We start from the raw sequence: 19,898 nt of genomic DNA on the forward strand, positions 1-19,898 counted from the left end.
TTGTTGTTTTGTTGTAATTGATAGTGAGTTGTTACATCTAAGTACTTGTCTGGATTTTGTTGGGTTTTTATAAAGTCTGGCGCGGTTGAATCTATTCGGTGAGTGCGATAGTTTTTTTGATAGAGCCATTTCGGCTTTTCTATACATTTAAATTTAAGGTTTAACAAAATGAATAAAGTGAATGAAGCAGACGCCTGTCTTTATTTCGATCAATGTCTTGAACAGTGTCGGGCCAAGCTTGAGCTTTCCGGCCCGAAGATCCAGGCGCGCTCTGCAGTAAAGTTGCCGTTTGATCGGGATGAAATGAATGCCGCGATCATGGGCAGCGGCGTGGTTGGCTTCCTGGACGGGATGTCGAGGCGTAACAAGCGCATCGTAAAAAACACGTACGCGTACGCCGATATCGCTTCAAAAGTGCTGTTTCCTGGTAAAGACGAAAAACTTGCCCGATACGAGTGCTTTAAAAAGCTGATGTTTGCCACGGGCTGGACCGAATACCACAGTGCCTTTACCCAGTACAAATCCACCTCTGCCAAGTTGACGCTGGATAATGTAGCGCTGGATATTGTTCATTCTGTGGCGGGTGGCCTGGCGGGCACAGCCGCGAATGCGCTGAAAGTTGTTGCGGACAAAACCATGGATGCGCTGAAGAAACAACCTGAGGCCGTCAAACTTTTTGAGCGTCATGCTACTGAGGCCAGTGGTGGCAACTTTGGCGTGTCCGTTTGCAAGCAAGACGAAGAAGCTGAAGTAACAATGGCCGTGGCGACGGTCCGTTACGACTCATTGGACAATAATGCAAAAATTCTTTTTGTGGAGTGGGATAGTTCTGAGCTTCCGATTTTTCAAGGTAAGGCGCACTTTACCATTCACGAGGAAGACTTGAGGAAAGAGGCTGAATGCATCAAGTACCTTGATGATCTCAGAGAGGCCGTTTTCATGGAGTTTGCCCCGGTTTAATGTAACCCGGCCGCCAGGGCCAGTAAGCCTCTGGCTTTCAGCAACGGGTTGGCACTAAGGCACCAGATACCCTTTTACGCCCGTGAAAATAATCTGGGCTGCCAGCGCACACACGAACAACCCCATTAACCGGCTGACAATCTGCAAACCCTGGTCGCCGAGAATGCGCTCGATGCGGTTCGACAGGTAAAGCACCACGCCGACGGTAAAGCTGGCCAGGGCAATGCTGAGGATGGCGGTGAGCTTGTCATCCCAGTGGGGCTGGCTCACACCCATCACCAGCAAGGCGCCGATGGTGCCGGGGCCGACGGTCAGCGGAATGGTCAGCGGGACGATGGTGACGTCCTGCTGCACGTTATCGGTCTGGACCGCCGATTTGCCCTGGGCCATGCCCAGTGCCGAGATGAACAGTACGCTGCCGGCACCGATGCGGAACGCGTCCACGGTGATGCCGAAAACACTGAAAATGACCCGTCCGAACAAGTACAGCAAGACACTGGAAACCAGTGTGGCCGTCGCCACTTTCCAGGCCAGCCGTCGTTGTTCCTTGCGCGAATAACCGCGGGTCAGGCTGATGAAGCAGGACAATACGAAGAACGGGCTGTAGAGCACCAGCATCTTCAGGTAAACGCTGAACAACACGTGGAGCATGGTGCAGGCTCACTGGCGAGAGAAGTCGTGGGGGAGTCTATCAGGCGTTGCAGGGTCTGTCGGCTCAGGACGGTTGCGTCGCCGTCCGTTGCTGCTGATCGCGCTGGGCAACCCAATGTTCGATCAGCTCGCGCAACTGCGACAGCTCGACCGGTTTGGCCATGTGGCCGTCCATGCCCGCCTGGCGGGCACGCTCTTTATGCTCGGCGAGGATGTGTGCGGTCAACGCGACCACGGGAGTGCGGACCCGCTGGTTGCTGACTTCCCAGGCACGCAGTTGCTGGGTGGCCGAGAAACCGTCGAGGATCGGCATTTCGCAATCCATCAGCACCAGGTCGTAACGTTGGGCTTTCATTGCCTGCAAGGCTTCTTCGCCATTGCTGGCGGTGTCCGGATGCAGGTTGAGTTTGCCCAGCATGCCGCGAATCACCTTGGTCGAGATGCTGTTGTCTTCGGCCACCAGGATGCGGAAATCACTCGGGACCTTGACCGGCAGAGTCGGGCCGGTGGCTGGAAACTGCGACACCGCGAGGCCCTTGTTGCGTTGATTCAGTTCATCCGCCAGGGTGGTCTTGAGGGTGTAGCCGGCCACCGGTTTGGCGAGGATGCGTTTGATCCCGGAGTTGCGCGCGATGATCTTGCTCGGCGCATTGCTGATGCCCGTGAGCATGATCAGCAGGATGTCGTGGTTCAGGCTCGGGTCTTCCTTGATCTTGGCCGCCAGTTGCATGCCGGTCATGCCGGGCATGTTCTGGTCCAGCAGGACCACGTCGAAGTAGTCGCGCAGGTGAGCCTTTGTGCGCAGCAGTGCCAGGGCTTCCTTGCCGGACGAGACTGCACTGACATTCAGGCCCCAGGCGCTGCACTGTTGCACCAGTACTTTGCGGCAGGTGTCGTTGTCGTCCACCACCAACACCCGTGCGCCTTGCAGCGGGCCATCGAGGTCGGACGTCGGGTGTTCGAGGCGGTCGGGGTCCAGCGGCAAGGTCAGCCATAAGGTGCTGCCCTGGCTGGTGCCGCTCTTGATGCCGAATTCCCCTTGCATCAGACGGATCAACTGACGGGCGATCACCAGCCCGAGGTTGCCGCCCAGGCGGGTGGTCGAAAGGAAGTTCTTGCTGTGCAGTTCGGCGTGCATCAGCGCGTCACGCTCTTCGGCGTCCATCGGCTCGCCGCTGTCTTGTACGGCAATGCGCAAACGCGGTTTGGCCGTGCGCTCGTCGAGGGCGACGACGATCAGGATTTCGCCTTCGTCGGTTTTCTTCAGGGCGTTTTCCAGCAGGCTCAGCAGCGTCTGGCGCAGGCGCGTCGGGTCACCGCTGATGACCCGCGGTACTTGCGGCTGGATAAAGCTGATCAGCTCGACGTTCTGCTGTTCGGCCTTGGCGCGGAAGATACTCAGGCAGTCTTCGATCAGCGCATTGAGATCGAACTGCACATCGTCGAGTTCGATCTGCCCGGACTCGAGCTTGGAGATGTCGAGAATCTCGTTGATCAGGGTCAGCAGTTCGTTGCCGGCGCTGTGAATGGTCTGCACATAGTCGCGCTGCTTGACCGAGAGTGGCGTGCCCAGCAACAGCTCGGTCATGCCCAGCACGCCATTCATCGGGGTACGGATTTCATGACTGATCTTCGCCAGGAACTCGGCCTTGGCATTGATCTCGGCGTTGCTGGCGGCCAGATCGCGGCTGACGCTGAAACGGTCTTCGGTGATGCTGCGCTGGCGTTCGCTCAGGGCAATGCTCATCAACAGGCCGCTGATACAAATGAACACCAGCAGGGCAATGATCAGGCCTTGCGGTTCTACCAGCGTGAGGCCGAGCAGCGCCGGCAGGATAATCAGCGTGCCGACGTTGAACACCACCATGGCGGCGACGAACAGTCGGGCCGGGCGATAGCCTTGTTGCCAGTGCCAGGCGCTGACGAACAACATCGTCAGGCCCGCGAGGGCGACCAATGCGTAGGTGATGATGTTCAGCGGCAGCGTGTTGACGAACAGCAGCAGCAGGCCGCAGGCCACAATGAACAGAATGTCGCCCAGCAGCAGCTTGTTCAGCGGGTGCGGGCCGAGCGGGGCGAAGAATCGGTAGGCGAACATCAGCCCGCACGGCGCGGTCAGCAGCAGGGCGAGGTAAGCGCCGGGTGTTTGCAGCGCATGCCAGTCCGGCAACCATGGGCCCGCGAGGTTCAGCAGCAACGCCAGGCTGAGCATCAACAACGCTTCACAACCCGCCAGCCACAGGCTGCTGCGCGACCGGGTGTAGGCGTAACGGATCAGATTGTGCAGAATCAGCATCCCGATGCAACCGAACAACAGACCGTAAATCAGCGTCTGGCTCTGATTGGCCGCGGTCATGATTGCCGATTGCAGGGTGATGTAAGGCCGCATCTGGTGTTCGGACACCAGGCGCAGGTAAACGTCGAGGGGTTTGTCGCTTTGCGGCAACGGCAACATGAAGTCGCTGTTGGGTAATGGTCGTTCTGCCTGGGGCTGTTCGGTGCCGGTGTTCAATTGCTCGATCAGCTTGTCGCCGTCCAGCACATAAAGATTGAGGTGCGACAGGTCAGGAGCGAACACCCGCAGCAATTGCTCATGCTTGCCGGGTGCCAGCCTGAAGCGCAGCCATAGCGCACCACCGCGTTCGGCTGCGGTGAGGCGTTCGAGTTCGATGGGGCTGAATTGATTGGTGAAGCGAGCGGAACGGATGTCGCTGAGCTGCAGGTCGCCCTGTTCGTCGAGCAATAGCGCCCAACCACTGCCTTGCGCGGCTTGGGCCGGGAGCATGCAGAGCAGCGTCAGCAGCGTGACAGTGAAACCTATGGCAATCCTGAGCCAGCGCACGGCGAAATCCCTTCGTAGGTTGATGCCAGAATATAACTATGCGCGGCGCCGGAATAGTCCGGCAAGGGCCTGAATCCCAAGCCCTGCCGAATGGATCGCTTATTCCTGATTTTCGCCACGTTCACGGGCAATGGCGCGGTAGCCAATGTCCTTGCGATAGAAGCAGCCGTCCCATTCAATCTTCGCGGCCAGCTTGTAAGCCTGCTGCTGAGCAGCATCGACGCTGGCACCCATGGCGGTGGCGCAAAGCACCCGACCGCCGGCCGTCACCACTTGACCGTCCTTGAGCGCAGTACCGGCGTGGAAGACTTTGCCTTCCAATGCGGCGGCTGCATCCAGACCGTTGATGGCAACGCCTTTAGCGTAGTCGCCAGGATAGCCGCCCGCCGCCAATACAATACCGACGCTCGGACGTGGATCCCATTGGGCTTCGACCTTGTCCAGCGCTTGCGCCAGGGCGGCCTCGACCAGCAACACCAGGCTCGACTGCAAACGCAGCATAACCGGTTGGGTCTCAGGGTCGCCGAAACGGCAGTTGAATTCGATGACTTTTGGGTTACCAGCCTTGTCGATCATCAGGCCGGCATACAGGAAACCTGTGTAGACATTGCCTTCCTCGGCCATGCCGCGCACGGTCGGCCAGATCACTAGGTCCATGACACGCTTGTGCACTTCGCTGGTGACGACCGGGGCAGGGGAGTAAGCACCCATGCCGCCGGTGTTCGGGCCGGTGTCGCCGTCGCCGACGCGTTTGTGGTCCTGGCTGGTGGCCATCGGCAGGACGTTCTTGCCGTCGACCATGACGATGAAGCTGGCTTCTTCGCCGTCGAGGAATTCTTCGATCACTACACGCGAGCCGGCGTCACCAAACGCGTTACCCGCGAGCATGTCGCGCACGGCGTCTTCGGCTTCGGCTAACGTCATGGCAACGATCACGCCTTTACCGGCGGCCAGGCCATCAGCCTTGATCACGATCGGCGCGCCTTTTTCACGCAGATAAGCCAGCGCTGGCTCGATCTCGGTGAAGTTCTGGTAGTCGGCGGTCGGGATTTTGTGGCGTGCCAGGAAGTCTTTGGTGAAGGCTTTCGAACCTTCCAGCTGAGCGGCGCCAGCGGTCGGGCCGAAGCAGTCCAGGCCACGGGCGCGGAACAGATCGACGACGCCGGCAACCAGCGGCACTTCCGGACCGACGATGGTCAGAGAGACGTTCTTCTCGGCGAAGTCGGCGAGTTGCTCAAGGGCCAGCACATCGATAGCGACGTTTTCGCACTTGGCTTCAATGGCGGTGCCGGCATTGCCGGGAGCCACGAAAACTTTCTGCACGCGCGGATCCTGAGCCACTTTCCAGGCCAGGGCGTGTTCACGGCCACCGCTGCCAATGATCAAAACATTCATTTCAAAAACCTCGGATGACGCTGAATTCTAAGAGAGCATCCCACTGGACGCTGACTGTAGGAGCCGGCTTGCCGGCGATGGCGGTCGCAAGAACGCAACATGTATCGCTGGCCTCATCGCCGGCAAGCCGGCTCCTACAGTGGGTGCGTGTATCAGTGACGGAAGTGGCGCATACCGGTGAAGACCATGGCGATGCCGGCCTCGTCAGCCGCAGCAATCACTTCGTTGTCACGCATCGAGCCACCTGGCTGGATCACCGCAGTGATGCCAACCTTGGCCGCGTTGTCCAGACCGTCGCGGAACGGGAAAAACGCGTCGGATGCCATGACCGAACCCGCCACCTGCAAACCGGCATGTTCAGCCTTGATCGCAGCGATACGGGCCGAGTTCACGCGGCTCATCTGGCCCGCGCCGACACCGATGGTCTGACGGTTCTTGGCGTAGACAATGGCGTTGGACTTGACGTACTTGGCGACTTTCCAGGCGAAGATCAGGTCGTGGATTTCCTGTTCGGTCGGAGCGCGTTTGGTCACGACTTTCAGGTCATCGGCGCCGATCATGCCGATGTCGCGGCTCTGCACCAGCAGGCCGCCGTTGACGCGCTTGTAGTCCCAGGCAGCGGCGCGGTCAGCCGACCACTCGCCGCAGACCAGCAGGCGCACGTTGGCTTTGGCCGCCACAATGGCGCGGGCTTCTGCGCTGACGCTTGGGGCGATGATCACTTCGACGAACTGACGCTCGACGATGGCCTTGGCGGTCTCGGCATCCAGTTCGCGGTTGAAGGCGATGATGCCGCCGAAGGCGGATTCGGTGTCGGTGGCGTAGGCCAGTTCGTAAGCCTGACGAATGCCGCCTTCGGCGTCCGGGCTGACGGCAACGCCGCACGGGTTGGCGTGCTTGACGATGACGCAGGCAGGTTTGACGAAACTCTTCACGCATTCCAGCGCAGCGTCGGTATCGGCCACGTTGTTGTATGACAGCTCTTTGCCTTGCAGTTGGGTCGCGGTGGCGATGCCGACTTCAGCAGGCTTGGCTTCAACGTAGAACGCCGCGCTCTGGTGCGGGTTCTCGCCGTAGCGCATTTCCTGTGCCTTGATGAACTGGCTGTTGAAGGTGCGCGGGAACTCGCTGCGACCTTCGGTGCTGAGTGTTTCAGCGGCCTGGTTCACCGTGCCCATGTAGTTGGCGATCATGCCGTCGTAGGCAGCGGTGTGTTCGAAGGCCTTGAGCATCAGGTCGAAACGCTGAGCGTAGGTCAGGCCGCCGGCCTTCAGGCCTTCGAGAACACTGGCGTAGTCGCTGGCATTCACCACGATGGCCACGTCTTTATGGTTTTTTGCTGCGGAACGGACCATGGTCGGGCCGCCGATGTCGATGTTCTCGATGGCGGTCGGCAGGTCGCAGCCTGGCTTGTTGATGGTGGCTTCGAACGGGTACAGGTTGACCGCCACCAGATCGATCGGCTTGATGCCGTGCTCGTTCATGATCGCGTCGTCGATACCGCGACGACCGAGGATCCCGCCGTGGATTTTCGGGTGCAGGGTTTTCACCCGACCGTCCATCATTTCTGCGAAACCGGTGTAATCCGCGACTTCCACTGCGGCAACACCGTTATCACGCAGCAGCTTGAACGTTCCGCCGGTGGAGAGGATCTCGACGCCCAGGGCTTCAAGCTCTTTGGCGAATTCGAGGATCCCGGTCTTGTCGGAAACGCTGATCAAGGCGCGGCGGATCGGCAGGCGGGTAGTCTGGTCGGTCATTTCAATTTCCATCAAAAGCAAAGGAGTCAGCAAAAAAGGCGACCGTTTTTACGCGGGCGCCTTTCTGGTTTGATTGAATGCTTACAGCAAATCGTACTGCTTGAGTTTTTTGCGCAGGGTGCCTCGGTTCAGTCCGAGCAGCTCGCTGGCCTTGGTCTGGTTGCCCTTGACGTAGTTCATCACGCACTCGAGCAGAGGCGCCTCGACTTCGGAGAGCACCAGGTTGTACACATCCGTGACGGCAGCGCCCTCAAGGTGGGCGAAATAATTGTGCAGCGCCTTCTCGACACTCCCGCGAAGGGTCTGGCCTTCTTCGCTCGGCGTATTGAGGTGCTGTTTCAAATTCACGTTGTCGCTCACGGGTGTTGTTCCACTCACTAAAGTCTCGGTCATCATCGTCATGCGGCCACCTCGTCTCCGTCCCCTGTCAGGCTCTTGTAACGTTCGGCGAAGAAGCCCTGAACGTTGGCGCATTGTGCTTCCGTATCTTCCAAACGATTGAAGTGGGCGCGGAACTCCCTGGCGCCCGGCAAGGTTGCGAGATACCAGCCCACATGCTTCCGAGCGATCCGGACACCCATGACATCGCCATAGAAGACGTGCAGTGCGGCCAGATGCTCTAGCAGAATGCGTTCCACCTCGATCAGTTCCAGCGCCGGGAGTTTTTCGCCGGTACGCAGAAAATGATCGATCTCACGAAAAATCCATGGCCGCCCCTGGGCAGCCCGTCCAACCAACAATCCATCGGCACCGGTCGCGTCAAGCACGTAACGGGCCTTCTCCGGCGAATCGATGTCGCCGTTGGCAAAGACCGGCATCGACACCGCCTGCTTGATCGCGGCGATGGTGTCGTACTCGGCTTCACCGATGTACAGATCGGCACGGGTGCGGCCATGAACCGCCAACGCCGTAATGCCTGCCTGCTCGGCGATCTTCGCCACCGTCAGGCCGTTCTTGTTGTCCCGGTCCCAGCCGGTACGGATCTTCAAGGTAACCGGTACATCAACCGCGGCCACCACGGCCTGCAGGATCTCGGTCACCAGTGCTTCATCCTTCAACAGCGCAGAACCGGCAGCCTTGTTGCAGACCTTCTTCGCCGGGCAGCCCATGTTGATATCAATAATCTGTGCGCCCAGTTCGACGTTGGCCCGGGCCGCATCCGCCAGCATCTGCGCATCGCCACCGGCGATCTGTACCGAGCGTGGCTCGGGATCACCTTCGTGGATCATGCGCATGCGCGATTTGCGGGTGTTCCACAAACTCATGTCGCTGGTGACCATTTCCGACACTACAAGTCCTGCGCCCAGTCGCTTGCACAGCTGACGAAAGGGCTGGTCGGTGACGCCCGCCATAGGGGCGAGAATCAAGCCGTTGTGCAATGTATATGGACCGATGCGTACCGCCGACATAGGACTTCCCTGTTGTGGGGCCGGATCATGAGAGTTCGAAAAAGGGTTGGCATGATACCCGCTCTCGATGACTGGATAAAGGCTGAATTGAACAAAATCTGAACAGTTATTCTGTTATCGCCAGCAGTTTGGTATGAGCGGTCTCTGTCAGAAATGTGCCGTCAAACCCGCAATACTGAACCGTTTCACTCGGGCGAATGAAAGCTCAGGCTGTAGTTCACGGCTTTGGCGCCTGGGTCGAGGATATCCAGGGCGATGTGGATCGGTGTTTGCGGTGGCATTTCGGCCATGCCTTCAAGATCGCCGTTGAGGTACTCGCCGGGCTTGAAGCGACGGCTGGCGATCAGGTGACCGTTGAGGTCGGCAAAACGCAGCTCCAACAACGGGAACGGCTGGGAGAAGGGCGCGCGGTTGTAAATGATGGCGTCGACCACCAGTGCGCCGCTGAAATCCGGATGGCTGCGCACCACCAGGTTGCTGCTCTTGATTTTCGCGATGTCGACTTTTGACGGCACGGTGCAGCCGATTTGCGGGCAAAACTGCTGGAACCACGGACGGTACTGATCCTGACGCGCCAGTTCATCAAAATGGTAGGCGATGTATTGGCCCGCGAGCGCGCCAGCGCCGAGCAGGATCAACAGCAACCAGAAAAACCGTCGGCCCCAGGGTGAACGGCGTTTTTGCCAATCGAGTTGCAGCGGGTCGTCGGTCAGGTCTTGCAGGACTTCGGCGCGTACGCCCGGTTCGCTGCGTTCGCGGCGCTTGCGCAGCGGCTCGATCGACGGCAGGTCGTCGTCGATGTCGTCGCTGGCGTCGGTCGCTGACAGGCGTTCGTGATGAAGCGGGGCGTCGAGCGGATCGTTCAGGCGCAGTTGGGGCGGCAGCGTCTCTTCGTCCAGTTCCACCGGCTCCAGGGACAGCGAGGGTTCGGTGCGCGAAGGTTTGCTCGGCTCGATCGTCGGCTCTGGCGTGAGGATGACTTCCGCCGCTTCCGCCGCTTCGGCGCGATCGGCGGCCGATTCGCTGAACAGGCTGTCGGACCACGGCTCTTCGTCGTGCTCGGCGCTATCCCGACGGGCGCTCAGGCTGTCTTCGCGGTGGCGGCCGAACTCGGTAGTCGGCTGGATTTCCCGCTGTTCCAGGCGAGCGAGCTCTTCATCCAGATCCAGGCTGTCGAGGTCCAGTTCGGCGGCAGTCCACTGCTTCTGGCTGATGGCCCGAGGTTCTGGCTCGGCTGTCTCGACGATGGCCGGAGCCGCCGGGAGGATCACTTCCTTGCCCGCCTGCTCAAGCAATTGCTTGGCGGCGTTGAACACCTGCAGGCACGAGCCGCAACGAACCACTCCACGGGCCACGCTCAATTGCGCATGGCTGACGCGGAAGCTGGTTTGGCATTGCGGGCACTGGGTGACGAAGCTGTCGGTCATGCGGCGATCCGGATTATGCAGGCGCCCATTCTAGCGCCGACGGCCAGTGATGCGCACCCAGCCATCGCGATTGGCGATCGGGTCAAGATCGAAGTCCTGCGCGTAGGCGGCGGCCACTTCATCACCTTGTTCGGCGAGGATGCCCGACAGCGCCAGGCGACCGCCCGGTTTGACCAGGCTGGACAGTTGCGGTGCCAGCGAGACCAGCGGGCCGGCGAGGATGTTGGCCACCAGTACATCGGCCTGAACCTGCGGCAGATCTTCCGGCAGATACAGCGGGAACAGCGCTTCGGCGATGTTGTTGCGACCGGCGTTGTCGCGCGAGGCTTCCAGCGCCTGCACGTCGATGTCGGTGCCGACGGCTTCCTTGGCGCCCAACAACAGGGCTGCAATCGCCAGGATTCCCGAGCCGCAACCGAAATCCAGCACGTTGCAGTCTTTGAGGTCCTGACCGTCGAGCCATTCCAGGCACAGCGCGGTGGTCGGGTGCGTGCCGGTGCCGAATGCGAGGCCCGGGTCCAGCAGAATGTTCACGGCGTCGGGTTCAGGAGCCGCGTGCCAGCTCGGCACGATCCACAGGCGCTGGCCGAAGCGCATTGGCTGGAAATCGTCCATCCAGGTGCGTTCCCAGTCCTGGTCTTCGATGACTTCGCTGTGATGCTCGGGCAGCGGGCTGCCGGTCAGCAACTCAAGGTGCGCCAGTACGGTGGCGGCTTCGGTGCCACCTTCGAACAGGGCCAGCAGGTGAGTGTGCGACCACAGCGGGGTGGTGTTGAGTTCCGGCTCGAAGATCGGCTGGTCTTCGGCGTCCATGAAGGTCACCGATACGGCGCCCACTTCAAGGAAAGCGTCTTCGTAGGTTTCGGCTTGTTCTGGGCTGATGGCGAGACGGACTTGCAGCCAAGGCATGGCGGGCACCTTTGAAAAATATTGATTGCAGCCTAGCGGGCTGCGAGAAGCGCGCAAGTTTACGCGAGCGCGATGCTTTTGTGGGAGTCCACTGTACCTGTGGGAGCGAGCTTGCTCGCGAAAGCGGACTGTCTATCGCATTGATGTTGGATGTGCCGACGCCTTCGCGAGCAAGCTCGATCCCACAGGGACTGTAAAGGGTTGCAGGTTTGATGAAATGCCCAGAAACAACAAAGCCGCCCGAAGGCGGCTTTGTTGATCGGGCTAAAGCTTAATGCTTTTCGCCAGCCAGCTTGTGTTCCAGGTAGTGGATGTTGATTCCACCTTTGCAGAAGCCTTCATCGCGGACCAGATCGCGGTGCAGCGGGATGTTGGTCTTGATCCCGTCGACAACGATTTCGTCCAGCGCATTGCGCATGCGCGCCAAGGCTTCGTCACGGGTTGCGCCGTAGGTGATCAGCTTGCCGATCAACGAATCGTAGTTCGGCGGAACGGCGTAACCACTGTACAGGTGCGAATCGACGCGAACGCCGTTGCCGCCTGGGGCGTGGAAGTGCTTGACCGTGCCTGGGCTTGGCATGAAGGTTTTCGGGTCTTCGGCGTTGATCCGGCATTCCAGCGCGTGACCGCGGATGACCACGTCATCCTGGGTGAACGACAGCTTGTTGCCGGCGGCGATGCTGAGCATCTCCTTGACGATGTCGATGCCGGTGACCATTTCCGAAACCGGGTGCTCAACCTGAACGCGGGTGTTCATTTCAATGAAATAGAACGCGCCGTTCTCGTACAGGAACTCGAAAGTGCCCGCGCCACGGTAGTTGATGTCGATGCACGCTTTAACGCAGCGTGCGAGGACTTCAGCCCGTGCTTTCTCGTCGATGCCCGGTGCCGGCGCTTCTTCGAGGACCTTCTGGTGACGACGTTGCAGCGAGCAATCGCGGTCGCCCAGATGGATGGCGTGACCCTGGCCATCGGAAAGCACCTGAACTTCCACGTGACGTGGGTTGGTCAGGAATTTTTCCAGGTAGACCATCGGGTTGCCGAACGCCGCGCCTGCTTCGGTGCGGGTCAGTTTGGCGAAGGAGATCAGGTCTTCTTCTTTATGCACAACGCGCATGCCACGACCACCACCGCCGCCAGCGGCTTTGATGATCACTGGGTAACCGACTTCGCGACCGATGCGCAGAGCGGTTTCTTCGTCTTCCGGCAGCGGGCCGTCGGAACCCGGAACGGTTGGAACGCCGGCAGCGATCATCGCGTGCTTGGCCGAAACCTTGTCGCCCATGAGGCGAATGGTGTCGGCTTTCGGACCGATGAAGGCGAAGCCGGAGTTCTCGACCTGTTCGGCGAAATCAGCGTTTTCCGCTAGGAAACCGTAGCCTGGGTGAATGGCGGTAGCGCCAGTCACTTCAGCCGCAGCGATGATTGCCGGGATGTGCAGGTAAGAGTGGGCGGCGGAGGCCGGACCGATGCAGACGGATTCATCTGCCAGGCCCAGGTGCATCAGCTCTTTGTCAGCCTTGGAGTAAACGGCGACGGTCTTGATGCCCATCTCTTTGCAGGCACGCAGAATCCGCAGTGCGATCTCACCGCGGTTGGCGATCAGAACTTTTTCCAACTTCGCAGTCATCAAAGTTTCTCCGCGGTTCAAACGATGGTGAACAGCGGTTGGTCGTACTCAACCGGCTGGCCGTCTTCGACGAGGATGGATTCGATCACACCGCTGGTTTCAGCTTCGATGTGGTTCATCATCTTCATGGCTTCGACGATGCACAGGGTGTCGCCTTTCTTCACGGTCTGGCCGACTTCAACGAAGGACGGCGAGCTTGGCGAAGATTTGCGATAGAAGGTGCCGACCATTGGCGAACGGGCAACGGTGCCGTTCAGCACTGGTGCGGCCGGAGCAGCAGGTGCGGCAGCCGCAACCGGGGCAGCGGCAGGCGCTGGAGCCGGAGCGTGCATTGGTGCCGGTGCGTAGTACTGCTGAGCCGGGGTCTTGCTATGGCGGCTGATGCGAACGGACTCTTCGCCTTCCTTGATCTCGAGCTCGTCGATGCCGGACTCTTCCAGCAGTTCGATCAGTTTCTTAACTTTACGGATATCCATGAATCATCAACTCCCAAGGGTCGGTCAGGGGCGTATAGCTTGTTGTTCAAGCTGCTCTAGTGCAGCCTCCAGGGCCAGTCGATAACCGCTGGCGCCAAGGCCGCAGATCACTCCCACCGCTACGTCGGAGAAGTAAGAGTGATGGCGGAAAGGTTCGCGTTTGTGCACGTTAGACAAATGCACTTCGATGAATGGGATGCTCACCGCCAGCAGCGCGTCACGTAATGCGACACTTGTGTGCGTAAAAGCTGCTGGATTGATCAAAATGAAGTCCACACCTTCGCTGCGGGCAGCGTGGATGCGGTCGATCAATTCGTACTCGGCGTTGCTTTGCAAGTGCAGCAAATGATGGCCGGCTTCGCGGGCGCGGCGCTCCAGGTCCTGGTTGATCTGCGCCAGCGTCGTAGCGCCATAGGTGCCCGGTTCACGGGTGCCGAGCAAGTTCAGGTTGGGGCCGTGCAGAACCAATAGGGTCGCCATCTGCTGTTCCTTGTTATCCATGTGCAATTGTCAGAACCCGGCGACTATGCCGCAAAGCCTTTGTGACTGTCCAGTTCTATGCAATAGCCAGCACGATGGCCGATGTTTGCGCGAAATATGTGACCGGGTGATTAAATCCGGTCATTTGCTTTCGCGACACGTTCGGCGAAGTCCGTGGCATTGATCTCGCCGATCACTCGCACCTCGGTGCGTTCGACGCCGTCCTTGCCGAAAAACATCAGCGCCGGTGGGCCGAACAATTTGTAGCGGTCGAGCAGCGCACGTTGCTCGGCGTTGCTCGCGGTGATGTCGAAGCGGATCAACCGATAGCCCTTGAGGCGTTCGACGACCTGCGCGTCGTTGAGCACTTCGTGTTCGATGACTTTGCAGCTGATGCACCAGTCGGCGTACCAGTCGAGCAGCATTGGCGTGCCGGAGGATCTGGCCTCACTGAGCACGCGATCCAGTTCCGCCGGGGTGGTCAGGGTTTGCCAGTCGCTGGTGCTTTGCCGCTGCTCATTGCTGCTGACGATGCGGGGCTGGCTGATTGGGTTGAGCGGATCGGTCTGGCCACTGAAGGCGCCGTACCAACAGGCCAGCGCATAAAACAGCAGGAACATCCGGAGCAACTGACCTACGCGTTTTCGCGGAGGTTTGTAGACGAACTCCAGCGCGCCCATGAATAGACCGACGCCACCGGCGAGTAAGCCGATCAGCAGCAAGGTGATCTGCCCCGGCAAAACCCGACTGAGAAGACCAATCGCCAGACCCAGCAACAGCACGCCAATCGCGTTTTTCACATAGACCAGCCATGGTCCGCTTTTCGGCAACCAGGCAGCGCCACCGGTGGCGACCAGCAACAGCGGAGCGCCCATGCCGAGGCCGAGCATGAACAGTTTCAAGCCGCCGCCCAACGCATCGCCACTGGCGCTGATATACAGCAACGCGCCAGCCAGTGGTGCCGAGACGCAGGGCGAAACCAGCAGGCTGGAAACCACGCCCAGCACCGCTGCGCCCCACAACGAGCCGCCTTCGGTGCGCCCGGCAATCCGGTCGAGCCGACTGCTGATCGCCTGCGGCAACTTGAGTTCGAAGACGCCGAACATCGCCAGCCCAAACAGCGCAAAAAACATCGCGAACGGCACCAGCACCCACGCCGATTGCAGTCGCGCCTGAAGATTGAGCTGCGCGCCGAACATCCCCATCAACGCACCGAGCAAAGCGAAGCAAGCGGCCATCGGCAGCACGTACGCGAGCGACAGATTGAAGCCGCGCAAGCCACCCACCTGGCCGCGCAACACCACGCCGGACAGGATTGGCAGCATCGGCAGCACGCAAGGGGTGAAGGTCAGGCCCAGGCCCGCAAGGAAGAACAATGCCAGCGCTCGCCAGCTCCAACTTGTGTTGGTGCCGCCACTGCCCTCGATCGTCAGGCGTTCAGTCTCGGGTGGATAGCACAGGCCTTTGTCGGCGCAACCTTGATAGGTCACAGCGAGCGTGAAGGAGCGTTGATCGCTGCGCGGTAGTTCTACATCGAGAATCCCGTGGTAAACCTCGACGTCGCCGAAGTACTCATCGTGCTTCTGCTCGCCCTTGGGCAGTTGCGCCGGGCCGACGACGACCTCGACGGGATCGGCGCGAAACTGGAAGCGATGCCGGTAAAGGTAATAACCCTCGGTGGCGACGAAACGCAGCTTGATCGATTGTGGCGTGCTTTCTACCAGGCTCAGTTGAAAGGCTTTGCGCACCGGCAGGAAGTCGGCGCTGTTGTTGATCGAGCCCAGGGTGGAACTGGGCCGACTCTCCAGCAAACCGGCGGCGTTGGCCGGCAGGGCGAGGACAAATAGCAGCAGGCAGAGCAAACGGCGCATGACGATCTCGCGTATCGGAGTTGGGGGCATGATAGCGGACAGTTGCGGGGGGTGCAGAGCGGGGAGTTTTGCGGTGGTTGTTCTAACGCCTTCGCGAGCAAGCCTGCTCCCACAAGGACGCCGCCGTACCTGTAGGAGCCGGCTTGCCGGCGATGGCGGTCTATCAGACGCGGAAAGCCTGAACGGCCGTATGCAACCGCCCGCCCAACACCAACAAATGTTCGCCCTGTTCGCGCCCCTCGCCGATACGCAGCAAGTTATCCCCACCCAATTGGTGAATCCGCTCACTGTGATCGCGGATCTCGCTGACAGCGCCGCTTTGCTGGGCAGTGACATCGGCAATGCGCACGGCGGTGTCGGAAATGGTCTGGATTGCCCCGACGATTTTATCCAGCGCACCGTCAGCGGCCTGAGCCTGATTAGCCGTTGCTTCAGCATGCTCGACCTGCGCGCGCATGCCCTCCACCGATTGTTGCGCCGCTGTTTGTAATCCGGCGATCAAGACCTGAATTTCGGCCGTGGCGCCCGCGGTGCGTTGTGCCAGTGAGCGAACCTCTTCAGCCACGACGGCAAAACCGCGACCCATTTCCCCGGCACGGGCCGCTTCAATGGCGGCGTTGAGGGCCAGCAGGTTGGTCTGGTCGGCAATCGAGCGAATCACCGTCAGCACGCCGCCGATGGTGGCCGATTCCGAGGCCAGGTGTTCGATCATCTGTGCGTTGCTTTGAACTTCGCCCACCAGCGCATGCAGCCCGGTGAGGCTCAAACCGATGACTTTCTGTCCGTGTTCCACCGCCAAACCAGCATGGCGGCTGGCGTCGGCAGCCTGGCTGGCATCGCCGGCGACTTGTTGAATGGTCGCTTCCAGTTCACCAAGGGAATCGCGGATCAACGCGGTGTCCCCCGCCTGATGCTCGGCGCCGCTGTGCAAGTCATTACTCAACTCGGCCAGGGTGCGGCTGCTGCCGGCGACCTGCTCGGCGTTTAGGCGGATGGTCCCGACCAGGTCGACGAGGTAGGCGCGCAGACGATTGAGCGAGGCCTGGATGTCATGCAACTCGCGATTGGTCTTGCCCAATTCAATGTCGCGGCTGAAGTCGCCTTCGGCCCAGGTCGAGAGTGCCGGCGCGAGGTTGGTCAGTGTCCGGGCCAGGCGCCGTTGCAGGGTGTCGATAAGCAATGCGATCAGCAGAATCAGGCCGATCATCACCCCTTGCATCAGTCGTACTTCGCCCTGGATCTGCCCGTGCTGGGCACGGACCACCGGTTCCAGCCCGGCGATGGACTGTTGCACGGCAGCGATTTTCTGGTGCGTCGCAGCGCTGAGGTCGGCGCGTTTCTGGATCTGCTCGCGGGTGCGCGCAAGTTCGGCGGGGTAGCGTGTCAGCAGGCTGTTGAGCTCACGTTTGAGGCCGACGCCAGCATCTTCCGCAACGGTTTTTTCAGTGTTCTCCAGGCCCATCAGCGCCGCGAAGTCATCCGTGCCCGATTCACTTTTACTGGTCACGCCCAGGAGCGGCAAGGCGTTCAGAAGTTCGGCTTGCGTGCGGATGCTGGTGACTTCACGCTCGACATCGGCGGCCAGTTCGCTGCGGCCGCTGCTGACCAGTTTGTCCCGCGCCAGACTGAGTTTGCCCAGGTGTTGAGAGGCCGCGAGCAGTGGCGTCAGATAGCTCGCGTTGGCGCTGGCGTATTGACTCAGCTGATCGAGGCTGGCCCCGAGTTCGCGTTCGGCTTGCAGCAGCAGCGCCTGAGGATCGCCCGCGAGTTTGCCAGCGGCCAGCAGGTCGGTTTTGCTGAATTCATCCAGGTTCGACAGGCTCGGGCGCAAGCTGTCGGCCAACGTCGGCGGTAATTCCCCAAGTTCCTTTTGCAGGCCGTCGATGGCCTGACTGGCGCTGCTCAGGCGCAGGGCATCACCGCTGGCGAGGTAGTCCTCAATGTTGCGCGCCACTTCATTTTGAAATTGCTGGGACAGCCCGAGGTAGCGCTCCATCAACAGATAGGGGCGTTCCAGGGCTTTTTGCGACCACCAAAGCGTGGCGCCGAGGGCCACGCACACGGCGACTAAAAGGAGGGTGTTGAGATTGGTCAGCAGCTTCAGGCGCATCGCGGTACTACCAACGGCTAAATGGTAAGTGCCTGAAGTTATTGCGTTTCTGTTACAGGGTTATGACTGACTGGGTCGATTCCGATGAAAAAGTGGCACTTTGCTTTGACGTCCGTGCGGCTTGTACGCGGTTGCGTCCGGCATGCTTGGCGCGGTACAGCGCCTCGTCTGCCTGGCTGGCCATCATCAGGCCGTCGGAGTCTTCGCACAGTTCGACCACTCCGGCGCTGAAAGTGCACCAGAGGTCCTGGGGCTGAGCGGGGTAGTGGATTTCGGCGAAGCGCTGCCGGATTTCGTCGAGGACTATGCAGGCCGCTTCAATATCGGTGTCGGGCATGACGATGGCGAATTCTTCACCACCGTAGCGGCCGATGAAGTCGGTCTTGCGCAAACGCTGCTTGAGGAACAGCGCCAGGCTTTTGATCACTCGGTCGCCCATGGGGTGGCCGTGGCTGTCGTTGACCCGTTTGAAGTGGTCGATGTCGAGCATCGCAAAACTCAGTGGCTTGCTCTCGCGGCGGGCGCGGAAGGTGCAGTCTTCAAGCAATTGCAGGATGTGCGTGTGGTTGTAGAGCCCGGTGAGGCTGTCGCGGACCATCCGAGCTTTCAGATTGCGCGCCCGCGCCGCGCGATTGCGCACAGTGGTGATCAGGTGCCGGGGCTTGATCGGTTTGGTCAGGAAGTCGTCGCCGCCCTCGCTCATGGCGTCGAGCTGTTTGTCCAGGTCATCTTCGGCCGACAGGTAAATGATCGGCACGCTGACATAACGGTCGTTGTGGCGGATCACTTTCGCCAGTTCAGTGCCGGTGCAGGCCGGCATGTACATGTCGAGAATGATCAGGTCGGGCTGGAAATCCGCCAGTTCGGCCATGGCCTGGATCGGCTCGATCAAGGTCCGCGTAACGATCCCGGCGCTGTTGAGCAGGCGTTCGGTGTGCAACGCCTGAGCGCGGGAGTCGTCGATGATCAGCACTTTATAAGGTTCGTACTGCGCGACGCAGGTCAGGACTTCGATCTTTTCCAGCAGGCTCGAAGCTTCGAGGGTGCCGGTGAGAAATTCCTGGCCACCGGCGCGCACGGCGGCGAGGCGGGTCGGGGTGTCGGTTTCGAGCAGGCTGAAAAACAGCAACGGCAACGGCTCATCCAGACCGACCTGGGCTTCGGCGGCCAATTTCAGGCCGATGCCCGGGCCGCTGAAGTCCACGTCCATGACGATGGCGGCGGGCAGACGTTCGACCATCGAGGAGCGAAATGCCGCCACGCTGTCGAGGGACTGGGCGCTGAGCCCGAAAAATTCCAGTTGTTTGGCCAGGCGCTCGGCACGGTCGTGATCCTGCAGCATCACGTAGATCGGTTTGCGCAGCGGCGGCAGAAAGGTTTGTTCGAGCTGATCGCCATGGCGCAGGCCCGTGCGCGACAGGCGCTGCATCAAGCGATTGAGGTCAGTGATCAGGCCGCTGCTGAGGCGTCCGCGATTGGCGTCGACAGCCTCCAGCGACTGGCCGATGTGGCGCGCCAGTTGCGAGTGTTCCGGTTGTTCGAAACGCTCGGCGAAACGCAGCAGGCGCAGGTTGGCTTCGCTCAGCTCCGATAAGTCGGTGGTGGACCACTCACTGCGTTGCAGGCGCTGCCAGATCTCAAGAATTTGACGTGCCTGATGAATTACCCGCTGGGCAAAGTGGTGCTTGAGGCGCTCACGGCTGGGGTCTTCTGGCTCGGTCATATCCTGACTACTAGTTAGGGTGCATGCTGAGATCGACTGGTGGCTCTATGCTAGCACCTCTTTTCCGTCACATGAGTGTCGTACGTCAATAATCTGCAAAGCAACGTCATTCAGTTTCTGACTGGCAGGTCTGAAAATGCCTGAAGGTTATTTGGAAAGCCCCATGGGTTGGGTGTCTCAGGCCATTTTTTTTGTTTTTGTGCGAAGCGTCCGTAAGCTCCGCGAGCGTTATTTGTCAGGGGATTCTGGTTTTTA

The 19,898-nt window shown here is 60.1% G+C and carries 15 protein-coding genes; 1 reads left to right on the forward strand and 14 read right to left on the reverse strand.

The window, feature by feature from the left end:
• Positions 1–168 precede the first annotated feature (168 nt).
• Positions 169–960 carry a hypothetical protein gene (locus ACI77H_RS26670; protein ID WP_407014679.1) on the forward strand — a complete coding sequence of 264 codons (792 nt, stop codon included), beginning with the start codon at positions 169–171 and terminating at the stop codon, positions 958–960.
• 54 nt (positions 961–1,014) lie between these two features.
• Here ACI77H_RS26670 and ACI77H_RS26675 read toward each other — a convergent pair whose 3' ends face one another.
• The 14 genes from ACI77H_RS26675 to gcbA all read right to left on the reverse strand — a co-directional run bounded on the left by ACI77H_RS26675 (position 1,015) and on the right by gcbA (position 19,643).
• Positions 1,015–1,611: a MarC family protein gene (locus ACI77H_RS26675; RefSeq protein ID WP_007937197.1), complete on the reverse strand. Its 597-nt coding sequence runs from the start codon at positions 1,609–1,611 to the stop codon at positions 1,015–1,017.
• Positions 1,612–1,675: 64 nt separating this feature from the next.
• On the reverse strand, positions 1,676–4,453 hold the full coding sequence (locus ACI77H_RS26680) for a response regulator (RefSeq protein ID WP_407014680.1): 2,778 nt from the start codon (positions 4,451–4,453) through the stop codon (positions 1,676–1,678).
• Positions 4,454–4,552: 99 nt separating this feature from the next.
• Positions 4,553–5,848, reverse strand: a complete 1,296-nt coding sequence (gene purD / locus ACI77H_RS26685; RefSeq protein WP_407014681.1) for a phosphoribosylamine--glycine ligase — start codon at positions 5,846–5,848, stop codon at positions 4,553–4,555.
• Positions 5,849–6,000: 152 nt separating this feature from the next.
• Positions 6,001–7,608 (reverse strand): bifunctional phosphoribosylaminoimidazolecarboxamide formyltransferase/IMP cyclohydrolase, encoded by a 1,608-nt coding sequence (gene purH / locus ACI77H_RS26690; protein ID WP_407014683.1) that lies wholly within the window; start codon positions 7,606–7,608, stop codon positions 6,001–6,003.
• 81 nt (positions 7,609–7,689) lie between these two features.
• Positions 7,690–8,010, reverse strand: coding sequence for a DNA-binding transcriptional regulator Fis (gene fis / locus ACI77H_RS26695; RefSeq protein WP_007907419.1), 321 nt, complete (start codon positions 8,008–8,010; stop codon positions 7,690–7,692).
• Positions 8,007–9,017, reverse strand: coding sequence for a tRNA dihydrouridine synthase DusB (gene dusB, locus ACI77H_RS26700; protein ID WP_407014685.1), 1,011 nt, complete (start codon positions 9,015–9,017; stop codon positions 8,007–8,009). The genes fis and dusB overlap by 4 nt, the downstream gene beginning before the upstream one ends.
• Before the next feature lie 185 nt (positions 9,018–9,202).
• Complete coding sequence (locus ACI77H_RS26705; RefSeq protein WP_407014687.1) at positions 9,203–10,444, reverse strand: DUF3426 domain-containing protein; 1,242 nt, start codon at positions 10,442–10,444, stop codon at positions 9,203–9,205.
• Positions 10,445–10,474: 30 nt separating this feature from the next.
• Positions 10,475–11,353 (reverse strand): 50S ribosomal protein L11 methyltransferase, encoded by an 879-nt coding sequence (gene prmA / locus ACI77H_RS26710; protein ID WP_150633365.1) that lies wholly within the window; start codon positions 11,351–11,353, stop codon positions 10,475–10,477.
• 271 nt (positions 11,354–11,624) lie between these two features.
• Positions 11,625–12,983: an acetyl-CoA carboxylase biotin carboxylase subunit gene (accC, locus tag ACI77H_RS26715; protein WP_283189788.1), complete on the reverse strand. Its 1,359-nt coding sequence runs from the start codon at positions 12,981–12,983 to the stop codon at positions 11,625–11,627.
• A 17-nt stretch (positions 12,984–13,000) separates the two neighbouring features.
• On the reverse strand, positions 13,001–13,459 hold the full coding sequence (gene accB, locus ACI77H_RS26720; RefSeq protein ID WP_407014689.1) for an acetyl-CoA carboxylase biotin carboxyl carrier protein: 459 nt from the start codon (positions 13,457–13,459) through the stop codon (positions 13,001–13,003).
• Between the two features lie 24 nt (positions 13,460–13,483).
• A complete protein-coding gene (aroQ, locus tag ACI77H_RS26725) occupies positions 13,484–13,939 on the reverse strand; it encodes a type II 3-dehydroquinate dehydratase (RefSeq protein WP_056852465.1) in 456 nt (151 codons plus the stop codon).
• A 131-nt stretch (positions 13,940–14,070) separates the two neighbouring features.
• Positions 14,071–15,810, reverse strand: coding sequence for a protein-disulfide reductase DsbD (locus ACI77H_RS26730; RefSeq protein WP_407014691.1), 1,740 nt, complete (start codon positions 15,808–15,810; stop codon positions 14,071–14,073).
• Positions 15,811–15,973: 163 nt separating this feature from the next.
• Positions 15,974–17,920 carry a methyl-accepting chemotaxis protein gene (locus ACI77H_RS26735; protein WP_407014693.1) on the reverse strand — a complete coding sequence of 649 codons (1,947 nt, stop codon included), beginning with the start codon at positions 17,918–17,920 and terminating at the stop codon, positions 15,974–15,976.
• 52 nt (positions 17,921–17,972) lie between these two features.
• Positions 17,973–19,643 (reverse strand): diguanylate cyclase GcbA, encoded by a 1,671-nt coding sequence (gcbA, locus tag ACI77H_RS26740; protein ID WP_407014694.1) that lies wholly within the window; start codon positions 19,641–19,643, stop codon positions 17,973–17,975.
• Between the last annotated feature and the right edge of the window lie 255 nt (positions 19,644–19,898).

Source organism: Pseudomonas sp. O230 (assembly GCF_045447035.1).
In the GTDB taxonomy this organism is placed as follows: Bacteria; Pseudomonadota; Gammaproteobacteria; order Pseudomonadales; family Pseudomonadaceae; genus Aquipseudomonas.

Coding starts and splice junctions, on each gene's coding strand:
- dusB (WP_407014685.1), bottom strand. CDS start 9,017: ATGTCGGCGGTACGCATCGGTCCATATACATTGCACAACGGCTTGATT.
- accC (WP_283189788.1), bottom strand. CDS start 12,983: ATGACTGCGAAGTTGGAAAAAGTTCTGATCGCCAACCGCGGTGAGATC.
- purD (WP_407014681.1), bottom strand. CDS start 5,848: ATGAATGTTTTGATCATTGGCAGCGGTGGCCGTGAACACGCCCTGGCC.
- purH (WP_407014683.1), bottom strand. CDS start 7,608: ATGACCGACCAGACTACCCGCCTGCCGATCCGCCGCGCCTTGATCAGC.
- aroQ (WP_056852465.1), bottom strand. CDS start 13,939: ATGGCGACCCTATTGGTTCTGCACGGCCCCAACCTGAACTTGCTCGGC.
- ACI77H_RS26675 (WP_007937197.1), bottom strand. CDS start 1,611: ATGCTCCACGTGTTGTTCAGCGTTTACCTGAAGATGCTGGTGCTCTAC.
- prmA (WP_150633365.1), bottom strand. CDS start 11,353: ATGCCTTGGCTGCAAGTCCGTCTCGCCATCAGCCCAGAACAAGCCGAA.
- ACI77H_RS26705 (WP_407014687.1), bottom strand. CDS start 10,444: ATGACCGACAGCTTCGTCACCCAGTGCCCGCAATGCCAAACCAGCTTC.
- ACI77H_RS26730 (WP_407014691.1), bottom strand. CDS start 15,810: ATGCGCCGTTTGCTCTGCCTGCTGCTATTTGTCCTCGCCCTGCCGGCC.
- fis (WP_007907419.1), bottom strand. CDS start 8,010: ATGACGATGATGACCGAGACTTTAGTGAGTGGAACAACACCCGTGAGC.
- gcbA (WP_407014694.1), bottom strand. CDS start 19,643: ATGACCGAGCCAGAAGACCCCAGCCGTGAGCGCCTCAAGCACCACTTT.
- ACI77H_RS26735 (WP_407014693.1), bottom strand. CDS start 17,920: ATGCGCCTGAAGCTGCTGACCAATCTCAACACCCTCCTTTTAGTCGCC.
- accB (WP_407014689.1), bottom strand. CDS start 13,459: ATGGATATCCGTAAAGTTAAGAAACTGATCGAACTGCTGGAAGAGTCC.
- ACI77H_RS26670 (WP_407014679.1), top strand. CDS start 169: ATGAATAAAGTGAATGAAGCAGACGCCTGTCTTTATTTCGATCAATGT.